Source organism: Yeosuana sp., assembly GCF_057126245.1.
This window is the reverse complement of sequence record NZ_DBNGMQ010000111.1, coordinates 1-23595: the sequence shown is the minus strand read 5'-3', so window position 1 is coordinate 23595 and position 23595 is coordinate 1. Positions and strand designations below refer to the sequence as shown.

Genomic DNA, 23595 nt, shown 5'->3' with positions numbered 1-23595 from the left:
TTTTTAGATATATTTCTTCTTAAGAAATGAAAAATTATTAAGTATTTTTGGCGTGTGAAATCAGTAACCTACCAAAAATACACCTTAAACTTTAAACAACCTAGCGGAACTTCTAGAGGTTTTTTAAAAACAAAAGATACTTGGTTTATTATTATAAAAGATAATGAAAAACTAGGGATTGGTGAATGCGGTAGGTTTAAAGGGCTTTCAATAGATGATAGACCAGATTTTGAAGAAAAACTACAATGGACTTGTGCTCATATTCATTTAGGTTTAGAAGCTTTATTACAATTATTAACGGAATTTCCAAGCATTCAATTTGGTTTAGAAATGGCATTTATCTCATTAGAAGCTAATAATCCATTTGAAATATATCCTTCGGACTTTACTAAAGGAAAAAAATCAATTTCCATAAATGGACTTATTTGGATGGGTACAGAAGATTTTATGCGACAGCAAGTACAACATAAAATTGAAGCAGGATTTACATGTATTAAAATGAAAATTGGTGCGATAAATTTTCATACAGAAGTTGAAATTTTGAAATCTATTAGAAAACAGTTTTCATTAAACGATATTGAATTACGAGTGGACGCAAATGGCGCCTTTTCTCCATCAGGAGCACTAGAAAAACTAAAAATATTATCAGACTTAGAGTTACATTCTATTGAGCAACCTATAAAGCAAGGTCAAATAGAAGAAATGGCTCTACTTTGTGAAAAATCACCATTACCAATAGCTTTAGATGAAGAATTGATAGGTGTGTTTTCAAAAGAGGAAAAAGAAAATTTACTTAAAGACATCAATCCGCAATACATCATTTTAAAACCCACTTTAGTTGGTGGTTTATACGGCAGTAATGAATGGATAAGAATAGCTAAAAACAATAAAATTGGTTGGTGGATAACCAGTGCTTTAGAAAGCAATATTGGTTTAAATGCGATTGCACAATATACGTTCACAAAAAACAGTGCACTACCACAAGGCTTGGGAACAGGAAGTTTATTCACTAATAATTTTGAATCGCCATTAGAGGTTAAAAATGGTGCACTTCACTACAATATTAACAAGAATTGGAATTTTAATTTATAAAACATGTATATCTCTCAAGCTTTTAATGTGTTTCACGAATGGTGGCGCTATTTAGTTGGATTAATTTTAATAGTCATAGCTATAATAATCGGACAAATACCTTTTACAGTGGCGGTTATGTTGAAATCTTATTACAATGGGGATAGTCTTTTAAATATAGATGAAAAAAAAATGATGTCTCTTTTAGAGCCTAACTTAAACCTTTTTTTAATGTTATTATCATTTGCCATTGGTTTGATTGGGTTGTTGTTGGTTACTAAATATTTACATAATCAATCATTTATTCAACTTACAACTTCAAGAAAGAAAATAGATTGGAAACGTTTTTGGTTTATATTTTGTCTTTGGGGACTTATTTCAAGCAGTTTTATTCTAATAGATTACGTGATGTCTCCAGAAGATTATGTGATTAATTTTAAGGTGATACCATTTTTAATTCTTTCTATTATTGCTATTATTATGGTGCCGTTACAAACAAGTTTTGAAGAATATTTATTTCGAGGCTACTTAATGCAAGGAATAGGAGTGATTTTAAAAAATAAATGGGCGCCCTTATTAATTACCTCTTTCACATTTGGAATGCTTCATATTGCCAATCCGGAAATTGATAAATTAGGAAACATTTTATTAGTTTATTATATAGGAACGGGATTGTTTCTCGGAATTATAACCTTGATGGATGAAGGGATGGAGTTATCGTTAGGGTTTCATGCAGCGAACAATTTATTTGCTTCCTTATTAGTTACAGCAGATTGGACTGCATTTCAAACTCATTCTATTTTGAAAGATATGTCAGATCCAACTGCGGCGGCATTTGTAGATATATTTATGCCTGTATTTGTAGTATTTCCAATAATTCTCTTAATTTTATCTAAAAAATACAAATGGACTAATTGGAAAGATAAGCTATTCGGGAAAGTAACATTACCAGAAAAAGAAAATTAAAAATAAAAGACTAAAACCAACAATTACGTGATACCTAGTTATAATAAAGTACATTTAAAGTTTAAGCTTAACGGCGTTAATTACAATCAAGATGATATTAGAGAAATAGCTTATAGTTTTATTAAAGAAGGGTTCCCTTATGAAGAGGCTATCGGAGATTTTTTATTAGACTGGTTAGATAAAAAGAGTTTTATTAAAGTAAAATCTACTGGAACTACGGGTAGGCCAAAAGTGATAAAAGTTGATAAGCAAACTATGGTTAATTCCTCCATATTTACTGGAAATTTTTTCGATCTTACTCCTGGGGATAAGGCATTACACTGCTTACCTGCTAAATTTATTGCTGGTAAAATGATGTTGGTTCGCGCTATGATATTAGGTCTTGAATTAGATTTAATCGAACCTACATCTTATCCAATATTCAAAAGCAATAAAAAGTATGATTTTGTAGCAATGTTACCCATGCAATTAGAAAATTCACTTCATTATATCGATAATTTTAGAAATGTTATTGTTGGAAGTGTTAAGGTATCAAACAAATTAATAGAAGCTATACAAAATAGTCCTGCATGTGTTTTTGAGACTTTTGGAATGACAGAAACCGCTACGCACATAGCTTTGAGACCTTTAAATAATTTTGAAACTGAGCAAAAAACAACAGCTTTAGGGAAGTCTATTTTTAAGACTTTGCCCGATATATCAATTTCTAAAGATGATAGAGGTTGCTTAGTGATTGAGTCTGGACATTTAGCTAATCACCCTATAATTACAAACGATCTTGTAAAATTGTATTCTGATGATGAATTTGAATGGTTAGGACGATTAGATAATATTATTAATTCTGGAGGAGTAAAAATATTTCCTGAAAATGTTGAAGAAAAACTTACAGATAAAATTAAAGACAGGTTTTTTATAGCTTCTGAAAAGGATGAACGACTAGGAGAAAAAGTTATTTTAGTTATTGAAAATAGTTCCAACGATATTGACCCATCTGTTTTTGATGTTTTAGATAAATATGAAAAGCCTAAGCATGTTTATGCTGTTAAAAAGTTTGACTTAAGCCAAGAAAAAATTCAAAGAAAAAAGATTTTAAATAAATTAGGAATATGTTAAACTTGTAAAACTCCTAAATTAAATTTCTTTTCAATAGGAGCGTGGTTAGCTGCTTCAATTCCCATACTTATCCATTTTCTCGTATTTAAGGGGTCGATGATGGCATCGGTCCATATTCTGGCAGCGGCATAATAAGGTGATACTTGAGAATCATATCTATCTTTTATTTTATTAAAAAGAGCGTCTTCTTTTTCTTTTGTAATAGTTTCTCCTTTCTTTTTTAAAGAGGCTTTTTCAATTTGTAATAATACTTTAGCCGCAGAATTTCCGCTCATAACAGCCAGTTCTGCGCTTGGCCATGCTACAATCAAACGTGGGTCATAGGCTTTACCGCACATAGCATAATTACCAGCACCATAGCTATTTCCAATAATAACTGTAAACTTCGGAACTACCGAGTTACTTACAGCGTTTACCATTTTAGCACCATCTTTTATAATACCACCATGTTCACTTTTACTACCTACCATAAACCCGGTAACATCTTGTAAAAATAATAGTGGAATTTTCTTTTGGTTGCAATTAGCAATAAAACGCGTCGCTTTATCTGCACTGTCATTATAAATAACACCTCCAAATTGCATTTCTCCTTGTTTTGTTTTTACTAGTTTACGTTGATTAGCTACAATACCAACAGCCCAACCATCAATTCTTGCATAACAAGTAATAATGGTTTTGCCATACCCAGCTTTATATTCATCAAATTCTGAATTATCTACCAATCGTTTTATGATTTCGTACATATCATATTGATCAGCTCTCGATTTTGGTAAAATACCATAAATATCTTCTGGTTTTTCTTTAGGTTTTACAGATTCTATTCTATTGAAACCTGCTTTATCATAATCACCTATTTTATCTATGATATTCTTGATAGTATCTAAAGCATCTTTATCATCTTTGGCTTTATAATCAGTAACTCCTGATATTTCACAATGTGTTGAAGCGCCTCCTAGTGTTTCATTATCTATACTTTCTCCAATCGCAGCCTTAACTAAATAACTTCCAGCCAGAAAGATACTTCCTGTTTTATCGACAATTAAAGCTTCGTCACTCATTATAGGTAAATATGCCCCACCAGCAACACAGCTGCCCATTACAGCTGAGATTTGGGTTATTCCTATACTACTCATAATGGCATTATTCCTAAAAATGCGACCAAAATGTTCTTTGTCTGGAAAAATTTCATCTTGTAATGGTAAATAGACACCGGCACTGTCTACAAGATAAATGATAGGTAAACGATTTTCAATAGCAATCTCTTGAGCTCTTAAGTTTTTCTTAGCCGTTATGGGAAACCAAGCGCCTGCTTTAACCGTAGCATCATTGGCAACAACCATACACTGTTTTCCTTTTATATAACCTATTTTAACTACAACACCAGCTGATGGACAACCACCATGTTCTTTATACATATCCTCTCCAGCAAAAGCCCCAATTTCTATTGATTCAGTGTTGGAATCTAGCAAATAATCAATCCTCTCATGAGCAGTCATTTTACCTTTTGCGTGATGTTTTTCAATACTAGTTTTACCACCTCCAAGATTTACTTTGGCAAGCCGTTTTGTGAGTTCAGAAAGTAATAGTTTATTATGATCTTCGTTTTTATTGAAGTTGATATCCATGTTCACTTAGTTTGTTGCTAATGTACAAAAGATTGAAAAAAAGATTTACACAATGTTAATTAATTATTATAATATATTACATGGAAATAGTTTCCTTGGAAAATAAATATTTTTATGGTACATTTGCACTTAATAAATTTAATAATTATGAAACATATAATAGCCTTTGCGGGTTCCAACAGTAAAGATTCCATAAATAAGCAATTAGTTACTTATACAAGTAATATTATAGAAGGTGTTAGCGTATCCATTTTAGATTTAAATGATTATGATTTACCCATTTACGGAATTGATTATGAGCAAGAACATGGCATTCCTGATAATGCACGGAAGTTTTTAAATGCCATTAAAAATTCAGATGGCATTATTCTTTCGTTAGCAGAACATAACGGAGCTTATTCCACAGCATTTAAAAATCTTTTTGATTGGATGTCAAGAATAGACAGTAAAACTTTTTTAGGTAAGCCTATGCTTTTAATGGCAACATCTCCTGGAGGTAGAGGAGGAGCCTCCGTTTTAGATATAGCAAAAGCTAGGTTTCCTTTTCATGATGCAAACATTGTTGGAGTATTTTCATTACCGTTTTTTGAAACTAATTTTAAAGACGATCAAATTATTGAAAAAGATTTGGACGAGCAATTGAAAGATGAAGTTAATAAACTTGTTAATGAACTTTAATAAGCAAATAGAATACTAATGATATCAATATGGGAGATTTTTCAAAAGATATTAATTCAACATTTGCTAACAACAGAATAAAAGCCTTATTGAATATTCTTTATACGGCTAGCTGGATTTCAAATTGTCAGAATGAATTTTTTAAGTCGTATGGTATATCGCCACAACAATATAATATTTTAAGAATCTTGAATGGAGCTAATCAGCCGCTTAATGTTCAAGTTATAAAGAATAGAATGATAGAGCGGTCACCAAATGCTACCAGACTTATGGATAAGTTGTGTGTAAAAGAATATATAGACCGTTTACCCTCTGAACAAGATAGGCGTGTAGTTAAAATTACGATAACGAAAAAAGGAAAGGAATTACTGGAATCGATACCAAACAATTTTAATAAAGATTTATTAAGAAATTTAAATGAAAATGAAGCAGAACAACTAAGTAACCTGCTTGATAAAATGCGATAGTCGTATTTTTTTAATAAATATTTTCCATGGAAACTGAAAAATACCAGAAATGAAAATCAATACAATAAAAACAATAGGGCGTAGTGATTTTGTGAATATGGGACCCATAAGATTGCGTCAGCCTTTACCAAATCAAAAAATTGATATGGTAGACCCGTTTATATTATTACACCATTATGGACCTTATCATATATCAGAAGAACATAACCCTTTTGATTTGGGACCACATCCACATCGCGGTTTTGAACCCATAACATTCTTATTTCAAGGTGAACAATTACATAGAGATTCACTAGGAAATGAAAGTGTGGTAAAGGCAGGAGATGTTCAATGGACAACTGCTGGTAGAGGTATTGTTCATGCGGAAGCGCCAACAAAAGAATTTATTAAAAAAAGTGGTTACATTGAAGGTATTCAATTATGGTTGAATTTACCAGCTGGAAAAAAAATGATACCAGCCAATTATCAGCATGAAAAAAATAAAGATTTTAAAGTGGTTTCTTTTGATGATGAAAAAGTTAAGCTTAAAGTCATAGCAGGAGAACTTGAAGGTGCTTTTGGACGTATTAAAACACAAACGTCTGTTAATGCTTTGATAATTGATGCTAATGAAGAAGGAATTGCTTCTATAAAAATACCTAGTAATCATCAGGCCTTTTTATATTTAATTAGTGGAAGTGTTATGGTTAATAATGCAGAACAATTAATACAAGATGAGAATCAATTTGTTCAATTTAATCAAGATGGAGAAGGCATTTTAATAAAAGCAGATAAAGAAAGCAAATTGTTATTAATGTCTGGAGAACCCTTAAACGAGCCCGTTACTAGTTATGGACCCTATGTTATGAATACACAAACTGAAATTCTGGAAGCTATGAGAGATTACCAAATTGGGAAAATGGGATTTCTTCCAGTTAGTTAAATTTTTTAAAAAAATAAAATGAACATAATAATTGATAAATCAGAGAGTAGAGGTTTTGCAAACCATGGTTGGTTAAAATCATATCACACGTTTAGTTTTGCCGGTTATCAAAACCCAGAGCGCATGAATTTTGGAGCACTAAGAGTACTTAATGATGATCTTGTACAACCGAAAATGGGTTTTGGGACACACCCGCATCAAAATATGGAAATTATATCAATTCCGTTAAAAGGCGCTTTATCTCATAAAGACAGTATGGGGAATAAACGTGCTATAGAGGTTGGTGAAGTTCAAGTTATGAGTGCTGGAACAGGATTAACACATTCTGAATTTAATGACAGTAAAACTGATGAAACTAATTTTTTACAGCTTTGGATAATTCCAGAAGAAATGGGTGTTACTCCAAATTATGAGCAGCGTAAATTTGATACAACTTTACAAAAAAATAGTCTGCAAACAGTTGTTGCTCCAAAAGATAAACTGGTAGAAAATGCATTACCTATAAGTCAACAAGCTTATATATATCGTACGGAATTAGATAGGGAGAAAACAGTGTTATTAACTCCAAAAAACCAAAACAACGGCTTTTACATTTTTGTTGTTGAAGGTGAAGTTGAAGTAGGAGATACTAAATTGGTTTCAAGAGATGCTATAGGTATTTCAGAAACTGATGTTGTTAGCGTTAAGGGAAAATCAAATTCTAGTTTAATAATTATTGAAGTGCCTATGGTGTTTTAAATATTAATTTAATCGAAACATATAATTAAGCATCCATCAAAGGATGCTTTTTTATTTAAAAATACGATATTTGTGTTTCAATTTGCGCAAAGGATAGAAGCGATATCCTTTTTTAGGCTGAATTAAACAGTGTGAAAAAGATTTAGCGAATAGCCAGACCTTGTTAACTAACAAGGATGCGCCCTAAAAATAAAGATTTAATTATGGCAATGAATAAAAATACAGTTTTGGCATGGGCAACATGGATTATGATTTTGGTAGGCTTAGGATTAATAGCGCTTGGTGCTTTTAGATATGACGAAGTAGCAGGATGGGGGTTTGCCTCTGTAGGGGTAGGCTTTTTTGCTATAGCATGGGTTTTTAACGCATTAAAAGGGAGAGTATAATGAGTGACGATAAAAAAGTAATTTTTTCAATGACTGGGTTAACCAAAACCTATCAAGGCGCTAATACGCCTGTTTTGAAGAATATATACTTGAGTTTCTTTTATGGTGCTAAAATTGGAATTTTAGGTCTAAATGGGTCTGGTAAGTCTACGTTACTTAAAATTATTGCGGGGTTAGATAAGAATTATCAAGGAGATGTAACGTTTTTACAAGATTATTCTGTTGGATATTTAGAACAAGAACCAAAACTTGATGATGATAAAACAGTTATTGAAGTTGTTAGAGAAGGCGCAGCAGAAACGGTTGCTATTCTTGACGAATACAACAAAATAAACGACATGTTTGGGTTAGAAGAGGTGTATTCTAATTCTGATAAAATGGAAAAATTAATGAATCGGCAAGCAGAATTACAAGATCAAATTGATGCTGCTGATGCTTGGGAACTTGACACCAAACTTGAAATAGCTATGGATGCCTTGCGAACCCCTGATGGAGACAAAAAAATAGGTATTCTTTCTGGTGGCGAAAAAAGGAGAGTGGCTTTGTGTCGATTATTATTACAGGAGCCAGATGTATTGTTGTTAGATGAACCTACAAACCATTTAGACGCAGAATCGGTTCATTGGTTAGAGCATCACTTAGCACGATATAAAGGAACTGTGATTGCTGTTACGCATGATAGATACTTTTTAGATAATGTGGCTGGCTGGATTTTAGAATTAGATAGAGGAGAAGGAATCCCTTGGAAAGGTAATTACTCATCTTGGTTAGACCAAAAATCTAAACGAATGGCACAAGAAAGCAAAGTAGCTTCAAAACGCCAAAAAACCTTAGAGCGAGAGTTAGAATGGGTGCGTCAAGGTGCAAAAGGACGTCAAACAAAGCAAAAAGCCCGTTTGAACAATTATGATAAGTTGATGAGTCTAGATCAAAAGCAACTTGATGAAAAACTTGAAATATATATACCTAATGGACCGCGTTTAGGAACTAACGTGATTGAAGCCATTGGGGTGAGTAAAGCCTATGGAGATAAACTATTGTATGAAAATTTAAATTTCAAATTACCGCAAGCAGGAATTGTTGGTGTTATTGGTCCTAATGGCGCTGGAAAAACAACCATTTTTAGAATGATAATGGGTGAAGAGACACCTGATAAAGGAGAGTTTAAAGTGGGCGATACTGCAAAAATTGCTTATGTAGACCAAAGTCACTCTAATATTGACCAAGAAAAAACTATTTGGCAAAACTTTAGTGATGAACAAGAGTTAATTTTAATGGGTGGACGACAAGTAAACTCTAGAGCCTATTTAAGTCGTTTTAATTTCTCTGGAAGTGAACAAAATAAAAAGGTAAAACTATTATCTGGAGGAGAAAGAAACCGGTTGCATCTAGCTATGACTCTTAAAGAAGAAGGCAATGTGTTACTTTTGGATGAGCCTACTAATGACCTTGATGTTAATACATTACGGGCTTTAGAAGAAGGATTGGAAAACTTTGCGGGTTGCGCAGTGGTTATATCGCATGATAGATGGTTTTTAGATAGAATATGTACACATATTTTAGCATTTGAAGGCGATTCTCAAGTATATTTCTTTGAAGGGAGTTTTAGTGAATATGAAGAAAATAAAAAGAAACGCTTGGGTGGTGATTTGATGCCTAAACGAATTAAGTATAAAAAATTAGTGAGATAGTTAAAAAAAAGCCTGCTTTTAGCAGGCTTTTTTTTTTAATTTTGTATTGTAACAAGTTTCATCAATGATCACCATACATATGGCCTTCGGTAAAATCCTTGTATTTTTCTTCTTCTTTGGCCATTTCTTCACTTATTTTGTCTAATCGCTCATTTTCTTTTTTAAGCTTATACGAATTTCTAACGCCTAAAATTAATAAAATTGCAAAAAAGATAACCACTATAATTAACAAGGTAACAATATCACTTTGATCCATTAAAGCATATGTAGAGAAATAAGATAAATAGGTTTTTAATTGCATTTTATAGCAAATTGATTTAAACGCTATCAAATATAATATTTTTTATTTACTACTAAGGATAGTTTGTTTCTTATAAATTTTATAATGATAAATCTTTGTAAATGAAATAATCCAAATATTTTAACGAAATTGCCTAATAAGAACTTAAATATGGTTTATAATGAATTCTAATCCTAGATTAAAAAATATAAAATCAGAATTGTTATCGAATCATTATTATATTTTAAATAAAATTACGTTTGATTATTTAATGAGAAATGGCGAATGGGTAAGCCAAATGCGGGAATGTTATGATAGAGGAGATGGAGCAGGTATTTTATTGTATAACAAAGAAAAGCAAACGGTCATTTTAACGAAACAATTTAGAATGCCAACATATATAAATGACAATGAGAGCGGTTTTTTAGTTGAAATTTGTGCTGGTTTACTTGATAAAGATAATCCTGAAGCTTGTATTATTAGAGAAACTGAAGAAGAAGTTGGATATAGGCTAAAACATGTAAAAAAAGTTTATGAAGGGTATTCGTCTCCTGGTGTTATGACAGAGAAAATGCACTTTTTTATTGGTGAATACACAGACGCGATGAAAGTAAATGCTGGCGGCGGCTTAGAAAGTGAACATGAAGATATTGAAGTCTTAGAATTACCTTTTACAGATGCTGTTAAAATGCTGCATAACGGAGAAATTAAAGATACAAGGACTATTGTATTGTTGCAATATGCCCTTATTCATAACTTGCTTTAATAAAATCTGTTATTAAATAAGAAATCAACTTGCCTATTTGACTTTCATTATCCGGTGTTACTATAGCCTCACATATGTGCAGATAGTTGGCGTTTTCATGTTTCCCAAAGAAATACACAAAGGACCTAGCTTTATTAACACTAAATCCACTTGGTGTCATCGCGCTACTATTTATGTTTTCAATAGCATCACAATCAATTTCAATACCAAATGGCTTGTCGGATACATGATTTGAAGCACGATTTAGTTCCTTTTTAAATTTTAATTCATTTCTTATTTCTAAAGATTCAAATGTATTATAATCAACAGATTTTAATTTTTTAAGTGATTTAAGGAGCTTATCAGACGTGTAATTTTCATGCATTCCGAAAATAAAATAGTTGTTCAGAAACCCTTCTGCAAAGGCATATGAAAACCCATTTCCACTATGCCGACCTTCCTCTGGCCTAAAATCGGAATGAGCATCAAAATTTATAACATTTATTGGAAATCCGTGAGCTAATGAACATCCTTTAATATTGCCATAAGCATTATTATGACCACCACCAATGATAATAGGTTTTTTACCTGCTGACACTATTTGTTGAATTAAGTAAGTAACATGAGAATCCATTTTACTTACCAGCTTTCTAGCTTTTAAAACATCTTTTTTCTTTGATTGATTCAATGCTGAAACTTTTTTCATTTCAGAAGAAAAATCTAAATATCCTAATAATAAAATCTTAGTAGCATCATTAAATTCGTTATTTTGAATATTTAATAAAAATTTTATTGCCGTATTCCAGGTGTTATAAGCTCCTGATTTACCGTGGTTTGCGAAAATACCAACATCTTCTGGCAGACCAATAATAACATGTGTAACGTCCAAATTTTCAAGTTGTTCGTATATGTTAGAAATGGAATCTAGCATAGCAACATGTTCTCCAAATTTGGACTCACCTGTTCGCTTATTTAGTGTTTTTTTTAGTTCAGAATTATTAAATAAAACTAGTTTATCCATTGATAATAATAATATTTATGATTAATTAAAAATACATTTTTATTTATTCATAACATTAAAGAAAAAGTATAAAAATAAAAAAACCGTTAACACAAAAAACAAGTAATTATGGAAAACAATGGCAGTAGTGGTATGGGATTAAAAGTAGCTTTAGGCATCGCATTAGTCCTCTTTTTAGGAACCGCTTTTTACTCTCTTAATCTTTATAAAGAAAGTAATGAAACAAAAAAAGATTTGACTGAACAAAAACAATTAGTAATGAATGACTTAAATGCTATGGCAGAACAATATGATGCTGCTATTAGTGAAAATGAAGTTACTAATAATAATTTAACAGTAGCTAGAGAGCGTATTCAAGGATTGATAGATTCTTTAAAAATATCTGAGACGAATGTTAGAAGTTTATGGAGATATAAACAAAAATATGTATCCCTTCAAAAAGAAATGGATTTTCTATTAGCTGAAAATGATTCGTTAAAAGTACAAAACTCTTATTTAGCGACATCTTTAGATAGTACAAGAGTGCGTCTTGAAGAAAGAACTATGTTTACTGACTCATTATTAATTCAAAACACAGCATTGGCAGAAGTTGTTAATAATGCAGCTGTTTTATCGACAGTAGGTTTAAAAGGTTTTGGAGTTATTGAAAGAACATCTGGGAAATTAATACCTACAGAAAGAGCAAGTCGTACTGATAAAATTAGAATTTGTTTTACAGTTGCTAAAAATAATTTAGTACAAGCAGGAGATCAAGAATTATATGTACAGGTAATAGATCCTAAAAGCAACACATTAGGAGCCAATGAACAAGTTACTTTTGATGATAAAACATTAAACTACAGTATTGTTAGTAAGTTTAATTATGAAAACTCAAGTCTTAATATTTGTGAATTTGTAGAGTCAAAGACATCTAAAGATTTTGAAAAAGGGCGTTATATAGTAAACGTTTTTAATGAAAAAGACTTAGTTTCTACATCAGAATTCACATTGAAATAGGAATAATTATAATTAAACAAACCAATTTTAAAAGCCGAAAGACAAAACCTTTCGGCTTTTTTTACGGTTATAATTTGATAATTAATTTTTTAAATTTATAAATATTGTCATGTTTTAATACATGAAGTGAATGATTAAAAAAACTATTTAGTACTCAATTTCACATGTTTATTTTTAAATTATCAAAATTATCAAATGGGAAATATGAAAAGTTTATTAGAATTTATAAATAATAATAATTACTAAAAAATTCAATAATATGACTAAAATCATTTTTCTTTTCAAGAAAATAAATCCTAAAAATAATACCGTAAAAATCTTCTAAACCCTTGATATTATTGTGTTTATTATTTATCCACATAAAAATTTTAAAGTATCTTTGCAAAAAATATATACCAATGAATAAAGCAATTTATATTGCAACCAGTGAGCCTAACAGTGGTAAATCTATCGTTGCATTAGGTTTAATGAGAATGTTGTTAGGCAAAACCGCAAAAGTAGGGTATTTCAGGCCTATTATTGATGGAGGTTCATTAGAAAAAAAAGATAATCATATTAATACCATACTATCTCACTTTGATTTGAATATAGATTATAAAGATGCTTTTGCTTTTACCCGTCATGAATTTATAAATAAAAGAAATTTAGGAAAAGAAGGAGAGATTTTTGATACCATCATTGAAAAGTATAAGGCTCTTGAAGAAAAAAATGATTTCATGCTGGTTGAAGGAACTGATTTTTCTGGTGAAGGAGCAGCCATAGAATTAGATGCCAATATTTTAATTGCTAAAAATTTGGGCATCCCTGCAATCATAGTTTCCAGTGGTGTTAATAAGACTTTAGATGAGTTTGTTAATGGATTGCATTTAGCTTATGATACATTTTCTGAAAAAGAAGTAAAGGTTTTAGCGGTTATTGCAAATAAAGTTCAAGAAGAAAATTTAAATACTGTTATCGAAGGTGTTGAACAAAATTTACCAAAAGATGTTTTAGTAAATGCTATTCCTTTAATTCCTTCTTTAAATAATCCTACGGTAAAAGAAATTGTAAAGGCTATTAATGCAGAAATTCTTTTTGGTAAAGAATATATAAATAATCAAACTAACAGTTTCAAAGTTGGCGCTATGCAGTTGCGTAATTATTTGACTAAGATTGAACAAGATTGTTTAATAATTACACCAGGGGATAGAGCTGATATTATTTTAGGTGCTTTACAAGCCAATATTTCAAGTAATTATCCTTCAATCTCTGGTATTGTTTTAACAGGAGGGTTGATTCCAGAAAAGCCCATTGTTAAATTAATTGAAGGATTGCAACAAATTGTTCCTATTGTATCTGTTGCGTTTGGAACTTTTGAGGTTGCAAATAGAATTGGAGCTGTACGTTCACATATGTATGCTGAAAACAAGGACAAAATAGCCATGTCTTTAAACACATTTGATAAATATTGTAATGTTGAGAAGTTAACAGATAAATTTTTCACCTTTGAGAATGATGGTATAACACCAAGGATGTTCCAATATAATTTATTAAAGAGAGCTAAAATATCTAAAAAACATATTGTTTTACCAGAAGGTAATGATGATAGAGTTATTGCTGCAGCAGTGAGGTTAATTTTAATGGATATTGTTGATTTAACAATACTTGGAAATAAAAAACAAATACAAGAGACTTTGGTAAGGTTAGGATTGAAATTAGATTTAGATAAAGTCAACATTATTGACCCATTAGATTCTGAATACTCAAAGGATTTTGCAAATACTTTTTATGAATTAAGAAAAGCAAAAGGTGTAACCATTGATATGGCCGAAGACTTAATGAATGACGTGTCTTACTTTGGAACTATGATGGTTTATAAAGGGTTAGCCGATGGCATGGTTTCAGGTGCAGCTCATACGACTCAACATACAATTAAACCTGCCTTACAATTTGTAAAAATGAAACCTTCAGTTTCTGTGGTTTCTTCTGTGTTTTTTATGTGTTTGGAAGATAGAGTATCTGTTTTTGGAGATTGCGCCATTAACCCTAATCCAAATGCCGAACAATTAGCAGAAATAGCGATTTCTTCTGCCGAATCTAGTCTAGCTTTTGGTATTGAACCAAGAATTGCCATGTTATCCTATTCTTCTGGGACTTCAGGTAAAGGTGAAGAAGTTGATAAAGTTAGAAAGGCAACAGAAATAGTAAAAGAAAAACGTCCGGAATTAAAAATTGAAGGACCTATTCAATATGATGCCGCTGTAGATGCTGGTGTTGGAAAAAGTAAAATGCCAGATTCTGAGGTGGCAGGGCAAGCCACTGTTTTAATTTTCCCTGACTTAAACACGGGGAATAACACCTACAAAGCAGTGCAACGGGAAACAGGAGCTTTGGCTATAGGCCCTATGCTTCAAGGTCTAAATAAACCTGTAAACGATTTAAGTAGAGGTTGTACTGTTGATGATATTTTTAATACAGTTATAATAACCGCTATACAAGCTCAAGGAATTTAGGATGAATATATTAGTTATCAATTCAGGAAGCTCCTCTATAAAATATCAATTAATACAAATGCCTGAAGAGCATATCATTTGTTCAGGATTGGTAGAACGTATTGGATTAGATAATGCTCAAGTTCATTACAAAACAGCAGCGAATAAAATTAGTGAAGAAACACAGATACCTAATCATAAAATAGGTTTAGAAAAAGTTTCGGTTTTACTAATGGATACAGAGGTTGGCGTTATTAAAAATGAAAGTGAGATACATGCCGTTGGTCATAGAGTGGTGCATGGTGGAAGTTCTTTTTCTAAAACAACCGTTATTAATCAGATAGTTAAAGATAAAATAAAACAGCTTTTCGCCTTGGCACCGCTGCATAACCCACCTAATTATGAAGGGATTGAAGTTTCTGAAACTATTTTTAAATCTGCTACACAAATTGCTGTTTTCGACACAGCTTTTCATCAATCCATTCCCGTTGAAGCTTATAAATATGCGATTCCAAATGAATTTCTAACAGAAAAAAAGATTCGTTTGTATGGTTTTCATGGTACTAGTCATAAATACGTATCAGAAAAAGCAAAAGAAGTTTTACCAAATAATTGCTCAAAATTAATTACAATTCATCTAGGAAACGGATGTAGTATTACCGCTATAAAGGATGGAAAGAGTATGGATCATTCATTAGGTTTTGGTCCAATGAATGGTCTTATTATGGGAACTCGTAGTGGCGATATAGACCAATCTGTTATTTTTTATTTAGTAAATTCTTTAGGATATACCTTAGATGACGTCAATACCATTTTACAAAAGAAAAGTGGCATGCAAGGGCTTACGGGTTATAGCGATTTGCGAGATATTGAGTCAGAAGCTGAAAATGGAAATAAAGATTGTCAATTGGCTTTAACCATGTTTGCTTATCGTGTAAAAAAATATATTGGTTCATATGCCTCAGTATTAAACGGATTAGAAACCATTGTTTTTACAGCAGGAGTAGGAGAAAACTCAATTTTATTGCGTAAAATGATTTGTGAGGGTATGGATTATTTGGGTATCAAAATAAACCTTGAAAATAACAATGTAAAAGCTCGTGAGATTATAGATATTAGTGCTGTCGATTCAAATGTAAAAATATTGGTAATTCCTACTAATGAAGAGCTTGAGATAGCAAAACAATCCTATCGTTTGATATCGTAATTTTTTAGATATTCTACATTTTTTTTCAATAATAATAGAATTTAGTTTAAATTTGGTGGAATCCTTCTTAATTGCTATAATTAACGATAATATTTGAATCCAAATTTAGAATATTTAAATTCTTTTATTGATGTGTCTGATGAAACTTTTGAGAAGCTTCAAAAGATTTCCACATTCAAAAGGGTAGAAGCTAATATTCCGATAGCAAAGGCTGGAGAAGTGGCTTCCAATGTATACTTGTTAGTTTCTGGACTCATGCGAGTTTATTTAAGTTCAGAATCTGGTAAAGAGTGCAACAAGAACTTTTTTATACCCCTTTGTTTTGTAGGATCATTTACTTCATTAATTACAAAACAACCATCAAAATTAACTTATGAAACACTTACTGATTGTAAGTTATATGAAATTGATTTTAATGCTTTAGTGAATCTTTGTGAATGTGATATTGTAATAAGTAACTTATATAATAAAATATTAGAACATATTTTTATAGCATATGAAGTGAGACAACTTGAATTAATTTCTCTTAATTCTAAAGAACGCTATTTGGCACTTAGAAAGCGAATTCATAATATTGATGACATGATTACCCAATATCAAATAGCTTCATATTTAAGTATTACTCCGGTACAATTGAGCAGAATAAGAAAAGATTTATTATAGCAATTAACATTTGTTAATGAAAAGTCAACTACTTTAGAATATATTTATATTCCTAAAAGTTGAATTAATTAGCATCGATAACTAACCAACCTAAAAAAAACAGGTAATTTTAATTACCTGTTTTTTTATATTAATTTCTAAATAGAATATTATTGCATTGTTATAACAATAAACTCAGTTCGTCTATTTAGTTGGTGATCTTTTTCTTCACAGATTATTGTTCCATCACAATTATTTATTAATTGACGCTCACCAAAACCTTCATGCTTAGTAATTCTTGAGGCATCTACGCCTTTTGAAACTAAATATTCATACGTTGATTTAGCCCTCGCTTGAGATAACCAATCATTGAAAATTTTGGATCCTCTTGAATCTGTATGAGACTCAATTCTAATTATCATTTTAGGGTACTCATTATTCATTAAATTGACTATTTTATCAAGCTCAGATGATGCATCTTGTCTAATGTCATATCTTTCAAAATCAAAGTAGATAGTGTTTAATTCTGCTAATTTAATAACATCCTCTACAGGATTTAGAGAAAAATTAGCGGTAATACTGCGAGTTGTTTTTGCGATATTTTTAGAAGTAAACACTTTAGAATTTTCAATATATTTATCTTGTTTTACTAAAATATTATAATCTGTATCTCTATCAATATTAATTTCGTAGTGTCCATTTTCATCAGATTGTAGAGAAGCAATTGGATTATCATTAGCATCTAATAACGAAACCGTCGCATTTACTATTGGTTTACCATTAATAGAATCAGTTAAAATGCCCTCTACTTTTAATGGTAATATTCTTTTATAAGCATATATATCATCACTACCAATGCCACCCTCTCTGTTCGATGCAAAATAGCCACTTATGCCATCTTGACTCATAAAAAATGAGAAATCATCTTTACTTGAATTAACAGGAATTCCTAAATTCAACACACTAGTAATAGAATTGTCTTTATCAGAAATGGTTGCAAAAATATCTAATAAGCCTAATCCTTGATGGCCATCTGATGAAAAGAATAAAGTCTCTTCGTTGTTTACATAAGGGAATACTTCATTTTTATCTGTATTAACAATCTCTCCTAAGTTTGTAGGTGTTCCGAAAGTTCCATCATTATTAATGTCAACATAATAGATGTCTGATCCACCAATACCCCCGGGCATATCAGAAGCAAAATATAATTTTGTATTATCACTATTTAAAGCTGGATGAGCCACAGAATATTCATTATTATTAAATGGTAGTGCCTCAGCATTTACCCATAATCCATTCATTAAAGACGCTTTATATATTTTTAAATTATTAATCCCATTTTTGTCCTTTTCTATACCGTTTTTATCATAGTTGTTTCTAGAAAAATACATTGTTTTTCCGTCATTAGTAATTGCTAAAGGACCATCATGGTAAACAGAATTAACATCGCCTTTAATTTTAGATTTATGATTTACAATACTATCATTATCACTTTCAGATTTTACATAAATATCTAAAAAAGGTTCTTTATTCCAACCATATAAGTGTTTTGAAGAAACACCCTCATCTCTGGATGATGTGAAGTATGTATTCCCATCATGAACATAAGCTCCAAAGTCACTAAACTTTGAATTAAATTTCACATCCTCTAAAAAATATTGTTGCTTGGCACTAAAAACTGATGTAATGAAATCGACATCTTTTGATAACTTGTTTTTAACTATTACGCCACCCATTTTTTTAAACTTTTTCAACCAAACTCTAGACTCTTTATAGTCTTTAATCCCCCTTAAAGCTTGCGCGTATTTATAGAAATATTCGACAGGCACATTATTTTGTTCAACAGCTTTTTTATAATAAACCACCGCACTATCAGGGTTTCTCATATAGGCATAACTATCAGCTAATTGTCTTACAGAATAATCTGTATTAAAATTATTATCAATTAAGTTTTTATAAACCTCTGAAGCATTAACAAATGAAAATTTGTTAAATAAATTATCTGCTTTTTTTTGCTGACCGTATTGTGCAAATACTGAAAGGTTTATCAGCAAAACAAGATAAAAACATATGTGTTGTTTTGATTTCATGGGGTCGTAGTTTAAATTAAAAAAACCGAAGTGTTTTTAATATAGGTTCATTTGGATTTATAGGGGTTATTCCATTTTAACAACAATAAATTGTGTACGTCTATTTAATTGATGGTCTTCTTCTTCACATTTAGAACCATCTTCACAACCATTGGTTAATCTTCGTTCACCAAAGCCTTCGTGTTCTGTAATTCTAGAAGAATCAATTCCTTTAGAGATTAAATACTCATAGGTAGCATTAGCTCTATCAATTGATAATTTATCATTATAAGATAAAGCACCTCTTGAGTCTGTATGAGATTCAATTCTTATAACCATATCTGGATAATCATTCTGCATTAAATTGACTATTTTATCAAGTTCTAAAGCAGCATCTTTTCTTATGCTATGCTTATCAAAATCAAAATAAATAGTATTTAATTCTGCAAGCTTAACAACATCTTGTACTGGGTTTAACAATAAGTTTGCCGTTATGGTTGTAAGTTCTGTTTGTAAATGTTTTGATGTAAAGGTTCTATAATCATCAATATATTTTTCTTGACTTCCTACAATTTTATAATCTTTATTTCGGTCAATATTTATTTGATAAAAACCGTTTTCATCAGTAACTAAATAAGCTATTTGCTCATCTTTATCATCATATAACGTAATGATTGAATTCGCAATAGGTTTTGTATTAATAGCATCACTTACAACACCTTCAACTTGTAGTGTCGGAACTCTGTGATATGCATAAATATCATCACTACCTCGACCTCTATCTCTGTTTGAAGCAAAATATCCAGTTATTCCATTAGGGTTCATACTAAACGAAAAATCATCTTTATTTGAATTGATTGGAATTCCTAAATTAATAACATCAACAAATTCACCATTATCTCCTTGGATTGTTCCAAAAATATCTAATAGTCCTAGTCCAGGGTGGCCATCAGACGAAAAGAAAAGCGTTCCTTCACTATTAATAAAAGGGAATCCTTCTGAGTTTTTAGTATTTATAACCTCTCCAAGGTTCTCAGGAACACCTAAGGTTCCATCAGGTTTAATATCAACAACATAAATATCTGAGCCACCAAAACCACCTGGCCAGTCTGAAGAAAAATATAATTTAGTATTGTCTTTATTTAATGCTGGATGTTGTGTTGAATATTCAGAATGATTTATTGATAAATCTTCAATATCTGTCCAGATACTATCTCTAAAGGTAGCCCTATAAATTTTCATATTGCTAATCCCTTTTTGATCTTTAGACAGACCATTATCATCAATATTATTTCTACTAAAATACATAGTCTGACCGTTATTAGTTATGGTAACAGGGCCATCATGATAAATAGAGTTTACATCTCCTTTTAGTTTTGCAGTATGATCTACATTTTTTTTAGTGCCAACTTCGGTTACATAAACATCAAGAAAAGGCTGTTCATTCCATCCATATAGACGTTTTACAGATACACCTTCGTCTCTTGAAGATGCAAAATATATTTTTCCATCATGTTCAAAAGCTCCAAAGTCACTAAACTTCGAGTTAAATCTTACTTTATCTAAAAAATATTGCTGTTTCGCATTAAAAACACTAGTGATAAAGTTCACGTCTTTTTCAAAATCATTAGCATTTATAACACCTCCCGAATCTTTAAAACGTTCAAGCCAAACACGAGATTCTTTATACTTTTTAACACCTCTTAATGCTTGAGCATAACTGTAATAATATTCAACGGGTACATTGTCTTGTTCAACAACTTGTTTATAATATCTAGCGGCATTTCTTGGATCTCTTAAAAGTCCATAACAATCCGCTAAACGCCTTGTGGCATAATCTTTATTGTAATTATTTTCTATTAGTTCTCTATAAACGTTCGCAGCTTTAACAAAGGAAAATTTATTAAATAAGGTATCTGCTTTTTTTTGCTTACCATATTGAGCAAATACAGATAGACTCATCATTATAAGAATACAAACTAATATGTGACTTTTTAATTTCATAATAAATTAATTAGAAATATCTAGGTGATTTTAATTTAGAGCTTAAGAACTTAAACTCATAGATTAATAAAATTTCATGTGTTCCAGAGGTATAACTGGCAATATCAGAAATAGGTTTTTCATAAGCATAACCTACACGTAATTGTCTAGAAACTTGAAAATCTACAATACCTCCAATAGCAGCGGTTTGTTCATTAATTCTATATGAGCCACCTAACCAAAATTTTTCATTAAATAGAAAGTTTCCTGTTAAATCATAAGATACTGGCGCACCATTTGTAGCTTTTACTAAAAAGGCAGGTTTAAATTTAATAGTTTTACTAAAATCAAATACATAACCACCTGTAAAATAGTAACTAATACGCTCCAGAGCTTCAAAATCCTTCGTTTTGTTATAATCTGTGTTTAAAATTCTTGGTGCAGAAAGGCCTAAATACCATTTGTTTGAATGCCAAAAAACACCAGCACCTAAATTTGGACTCCATCTGTCTTCAACACCATAGATAAGCGGATCATTTATATTACTTTGATCTTGACGAAAATCAGTATCAAAACTAAATCCTGTAAATCCTGCTTTTAAACCAAATGCTAACTTAGAATCTCTTCCAGTTGGAATGGTATATGAAAAATCTCCGTATAAATATGAGAAATTTTGCGGACCTAAATCATCTTGAATAAACGATAAACCTAACCCTATTCTATCATTTCTTAATGGGGTATGAATGGAAAGTGTTTGTGTTATAGGACCTCCTTTAAAGCCAACCCATTGGCTTCTATGTAAGCCAACAATGCTTAATGCTTCTCTACTACCAGCGTATGCAGGATTTATAGAGATTGTGTTGTACATGTATTGTGTGAATTGCGGTAACTGTTGTGCAATACCCACCGTACAACTAAACAACGCAAAAGCGATTATATAATGTTTAATAAGTCTCATAGGTTAAAGTTTTATTTGGTTCCGATATAAAGTGGTCCAGTAAAAGGAGCCAATCCACTTTCTCTTAAGGTTACTATATAATAATATGTTCCATTAGGTAAAGTTCCTGCAGCTCCAATAGAACCGCCACTTGATTTACCATTCCAATCATTTTGATAGTTATTGGACTCATATACTAATGCTCCCCAACGATTGAATATCTTAATTTGTAATACAAATCCACATAATTCAACACCTGTAATTTCAAAATTTTCATTGTATTGATCACCATTAGGCGTAATTGCTTTTGAAATAATAACATCTTCACTACCACAAGGTAATACGACACAATCAGCATTAACATTCAAAGATATATAAGTAATATTTATACATCCTTCGTCAGTAGTCGTGTATTTGAAAACATAGTTAATTCCACCAGTTCCTGGTTTAAAATCTAAACTCAGCTCTAATAGTGTTGGGTTAAATATGTTACCTTCAAGTGTAGCATCAGTATCACCTTCTATCATTTCCCAAGTACCTGTTAAGTTAGGTACTAGTAAATAATCATTTAAATCAACAACACCATCATCATAACATCTATCATTGGCAACTATTTCAGTAACTACTTCATCTAATGTGACTTGTAGTGTTTGAGTATAAGTGTTTTCATTACCACAAGCATCACTAACTGTCCATGTTCTTATAATTTCATAATCCGTTAGAATAGTTTCACTAAACGTGTTAGTTTCATCAAAAACTACGTTAACATTTGATGCGCAGTTATCTTCAAAATCAAGATTTGGTACATCTGGGATACTAGCACAACTTACTGATAATTCTCTGTCTAAATCAGATGTAAGAACAGGAGCAGTTGTATCTATCACAGTAATTATTTGAGAAACCCAACTGGAATTATTGCAATCATCAGTAAATGTCCAAGTACGAGTAACAATAACATTACAAGGATTCGTATTATCAATACTATCAACTCCAGCGACAGTAATGTTCCCAACACAATTGTCAACTGCTGTTAAATTTCCAGAGGTTGGTATATCATCAATGCATTCATATGTCATGTCTGCAGGTGCATCAGGAGCTACAGGAGACTCTGTGTCAGAAACTGTAATAACTTGAGAAACTGAACTCGTATTATTACAAGTATCGGTAAAGGTCCAAGTTCTAATAATAGTAACATTACATGGGTTAGATGTATTAACATTGTCTACCCCAGCAACGGTAATATTACCTGAGCAATTATCTATAGCAGTTAAGTTTCCAGGAACAGGAACATCATCTAAACATTCGTAAGCTATGTTATCTGGTGCACTTGGAGCTACGGGAGCTATATTGTCGTTAATAGTGTACGTATAAAGCCAATCAGCAGTATTATTAGCACAATCGGTATAGGTGAATGTGTAAATTTTATTTCCAGAACAAATAGGGTCATCATTCTCAGTCATTATAGGAGTGATTACATTACCATTAGCATCTAATACAGTAGGCGGAGTTGGTTGTACTTGCGCATCAGCAAGACAGTTTACCGTACTACTTCCATCAGCAGGCACAGTAAACGGTGCTAAAATAACT

21 protein-coding genes are annotated in these 23595 nt (G+C 31.3%); 14 read left to right on the top strand and 7 right to left on the bottom strand.

The genetic code is table 11. The annotated features are described in order from the left end of the window. The first annotated feature begins 54 nt into the window (after positions 1–54). The 3 genes from AC15TD_RS14855 to AC15TD_RS14845 are packed head-to-tail and all read left to right on the top strand — an operon-like array spanning position 55 to position 3150. Complete coding sequence (locus tag AC15TD_RS14855) at positions 55–1092, top strand: o-succinylbenzoate synthase (RefSeq protein WP_484452928.1); 1038 nt, start codon at positions 55–57, stop codon at positions 1090–1092. Between the two features lie 3 nt (positions 1093–1095). Next, positions 1096–2037 (top strand): lysostaphin resistance A-like protein, encoded by a 942-nt coding sequence (locus AC15TD_RS14850; RefSeq protein ID WP_484452927.1) that lies wholly within the window; start codon positions 1096–1098, stop codon positions 2035–2037. A gap of 27 nt (positions 2038–2064) precedes the next feature. Continuing rightward, positions 2065–3150, top strand: coding sequence for an AMP-binding protein (locus AC15TD_RS14845; protein WP_484452926.1), 1086 nt, complete (start codon positions 2065–2067; stop codon positions 3148–3150). Here the strand turns inward: AC15TD_RS14845 and AC15TD_RS14840 are convergent. Then, on the bottom strand, positions 3147–4775 hold the full coding sequence (locus AC15TD_RS14840; protein ID WP_484452925.1) for an acyl-CoA carboxylase subunit beta: 1629 nt from the start codon (positions 4773–4775) through the stop codon (positions 3147–3149). The genes AC15TD_RS14845 and AC15TD_RS14840 overlap by 4 nt on opposite strands. 147 nt (positions 4776–4922) lie before the next feature. Between AC15TD_RS14840 and AC15TD_RS14835 the strand changes: the two genes are divergently transcribed. The 6 genes from AC15TD_RS14835 to ettA all read left to right on the top strand — a co-directional run bounded on the left by AC15TD_RS14835 (position 4923) and on the right by ettA (position 9657). Then, a complete protein-coding gene (locus AC15TD_RS14835) occupies positions 4923–5453 on the top strand; it encodes an NADPH-dependent FMN reductase (RefSeq protein ID WP_484452924.1) in 531 nt (176 codons plus the stop codon). A 29-nt stretch (positions 5454–5482) separates the two neighbouring features. Beyond that, positions 5483–5920, top strand: a complete 438-nt coding sequence (locus tag AC15TD_RS14830; RefSeq protein ID WP_484452923.1) for a MarR family winged helix-turn-helix transcriptional regulator — start codon at positions 5483–5485, stop codon at positions 5918–5920. Positions 5921–5969: 49 nt separating this feature from the next. Beyond that, positions 5970–6842 (top strand): pirin family protein, encoded by an 873-nt coding sequence (locus AC15TD_RS14825; RefSeq protein ID WP_484452922.1) that lies wholly within the window; start codon positions 5970–5972, stop codon positions 6840–6842. 18 nt (positions 6843–6860) lie between these two features. Then, positions 6861–7580 carry a pirin family protein gene (locus AC15TD_RS14820; protein ID WP_484452921.1) on the top strand — a complete coding sequence of 240 codons (720 nt, stop codon included), beginning with the start codon at positions 6861–6863 and terminating at the stop codon, positions 7578–7580. A 203-nt stretch (positions 7581–7783) separates the two neighbouring features. After that, positions 7784–7966 carry a CAL67264 family membrane protein gene (locus AC15TD_RS14815; protein WP_484452960.1) on the top strand — a complete coding sequence of 61 codons (183 nt, stop codon included), beginning with the start codon at positions 7784–7786 and terminating at the stop codon, positions 7964–7966. Then, entirely contained in the window at positions 7966–9657 is a 1692-nt protein-coding gene (ettA, locus tag AC15TD_RS14810) for an energy-dependent translational throttle protein EttA (protein WP_484452920.1), read from the top strand. The genes AC15TD_RS14815 and ettA overlap by 1 nt, the downstream gene beginning before the upstream one ends. A gap of 61 nt (positions 9658–9718) precedes the next feature. Here ettA and AC15TD_RS14805 read toward each other — a convergent pair whose 3' ends face one another. Further along, positions 9719–9958: a hypothetical protein gene (locus tag AC15TD_RS14805; RefSeq protein ID WP_484452919.1), complete on the bottom strand. Its 240-nt coding sequence runs from the start codon at positions 9956–9958 to the stop codon at positions 9719–9721. 160 nt (positions 9959–10118) lie between these two features. On the opposite strand from AC15TD_RS14805, the gene AC15TD_RS14800 reads away from it, so the two are divergent. Further along, positions 10119–10703 carry an NUDIX domain-containing protein gene (locus AC15TD_RS14800; protein WP_484452918.1) on the top strand — a complete coding sequence of 195 codons (585 nt, stop codon included), beginning with the start codon at positions 10119–10121 and terminating at the stop codon, positions 10701–10703. Here the strand turns inward: AC15TD_RS14800 and AC15TD_RS14795 are convergent. Continuing rightward, complete coding sequence (locus tag AC15TD_RS14795; protein ID WP_484452917.1) at positions 10684–11703, bottom strand: formimidoylglutamase; 1020 nt, start codon at positions 11701–11703, stop codon at positions 10684–10686. The two genes, AC15TD_RS14800 and AC15TD_RS14795, sit on opposite strands and share 20 nt — an antisense overlap. 108 nt (positions 11704–11811) lie before the next feature. Here AC15TD_RS14795 and AC15TD_RS14790 point away from each other — a divergent pair, with 108 nt between their 5' ends. The 4 genes from AC15TD_RS14790 (at position 11812) to AC15TD_RS14775 (ending at position 17040) form a co-directional block, all read left to right on the top strand. Continuing rightward, positions 11812–12699: a chromosome partitioning protein ParA gene (locus AC15TD_RS14790; RefSeq protein ID WP_484452916.1), complete on the top strand. Its 888-nt coding sequence runs from the start codon at positions 11812–11814 to the stop codon at positions 12697–12699. A 398-nt stretch (positions 12700–13097) separates the two neighbouring features. Continuing rightward, positions 13098–15191 (top strand): phosphate acetyltransferase, encoded by a 2094-nt coding sequence (gene pta, locus AC15TD_RS14785; RefSeq protein WP_484452915.1) that lies wholly within the window; start codon positions 13098–13100, stop codon positions 15189–15191. A 1-nt stretch (position 15192) separates the two neighbouring features. Beyond that, positions 15193–16377, top strand: a complete 1185-nt coding sequence (locus AC15TD_RS14780) for an acetate/propionate family kinase (protein WP_484452914.1) — start codon at positions 15193–15195, stop codon at positions 16375–16377. A 93-nt stretch (positions 16378–16470) separates the two neighbouring features. Continuing rightward, positions 16471–17040, top strand: coding sequence for a Crp/Fnr family transcriptional regulator (locus AC15TD_RS14775; protein WP_484452913.1), 570 nt, complete (start codon positions 16471–16473; stop codon positions 17038–17040). Positions 17041–17189: 149 nt separating this feature from the next. Here the strand turns inward: AC15TD_RS14775 and AC15TD_RS14770 are convergent, their stop codons facing one another. The 4 genes from AC15TD_RS14770 to AC15TD_RS14755 all read right to left on the bottom strand — a co-directional run. After that, the gene (locus tag AC15TD_RS14770) at positions 17190–19109 is read right to left on the bottom strand and encodes an OmpA family protein (RefSeq protein WP_484452912.1); all 1920 of its coding nucleotides are present in this window, start codon (positions 19107–19109) and stop codon (positions 17190–17192) included. A 66-nt stretch (positions 19110–19175) separates the two neighbouring features. After that, the gene (locus AC15TD_RS14765; protein ID WP_484452911.1) at positions 19176–21092 is read right to left on the bottom strand and encodes an OmpA family protein; all 1917 of its coding nucleotides are present in this window, start codon (positions 21090–21092) and stop codon (positions 19176–19178) included. 10 nt (positions 21093–21102) lie between these two features. Beyond that, on the bottom strand, positions 21103–22029 hold the full coding sequence (locus AC15TD_RS14760; RefSeq protein ID WP_484452910.1) for a PorP/SprF family type IX secretion system membrane protein: 927 nt from the start codon (positions 22027–22029) through the stop codon (positions 21103–21105). An 11-nt stretch (positions 22030–22040) separates the two neighbouring features. Then, the coding region (locus AC15TD_RS14755) for a T9SS type B sorting domain-containing protein (protein WP_484452909.1) at positions 22041–23595 on the bottom strand (1555 nt) is incomplete at its 5' end.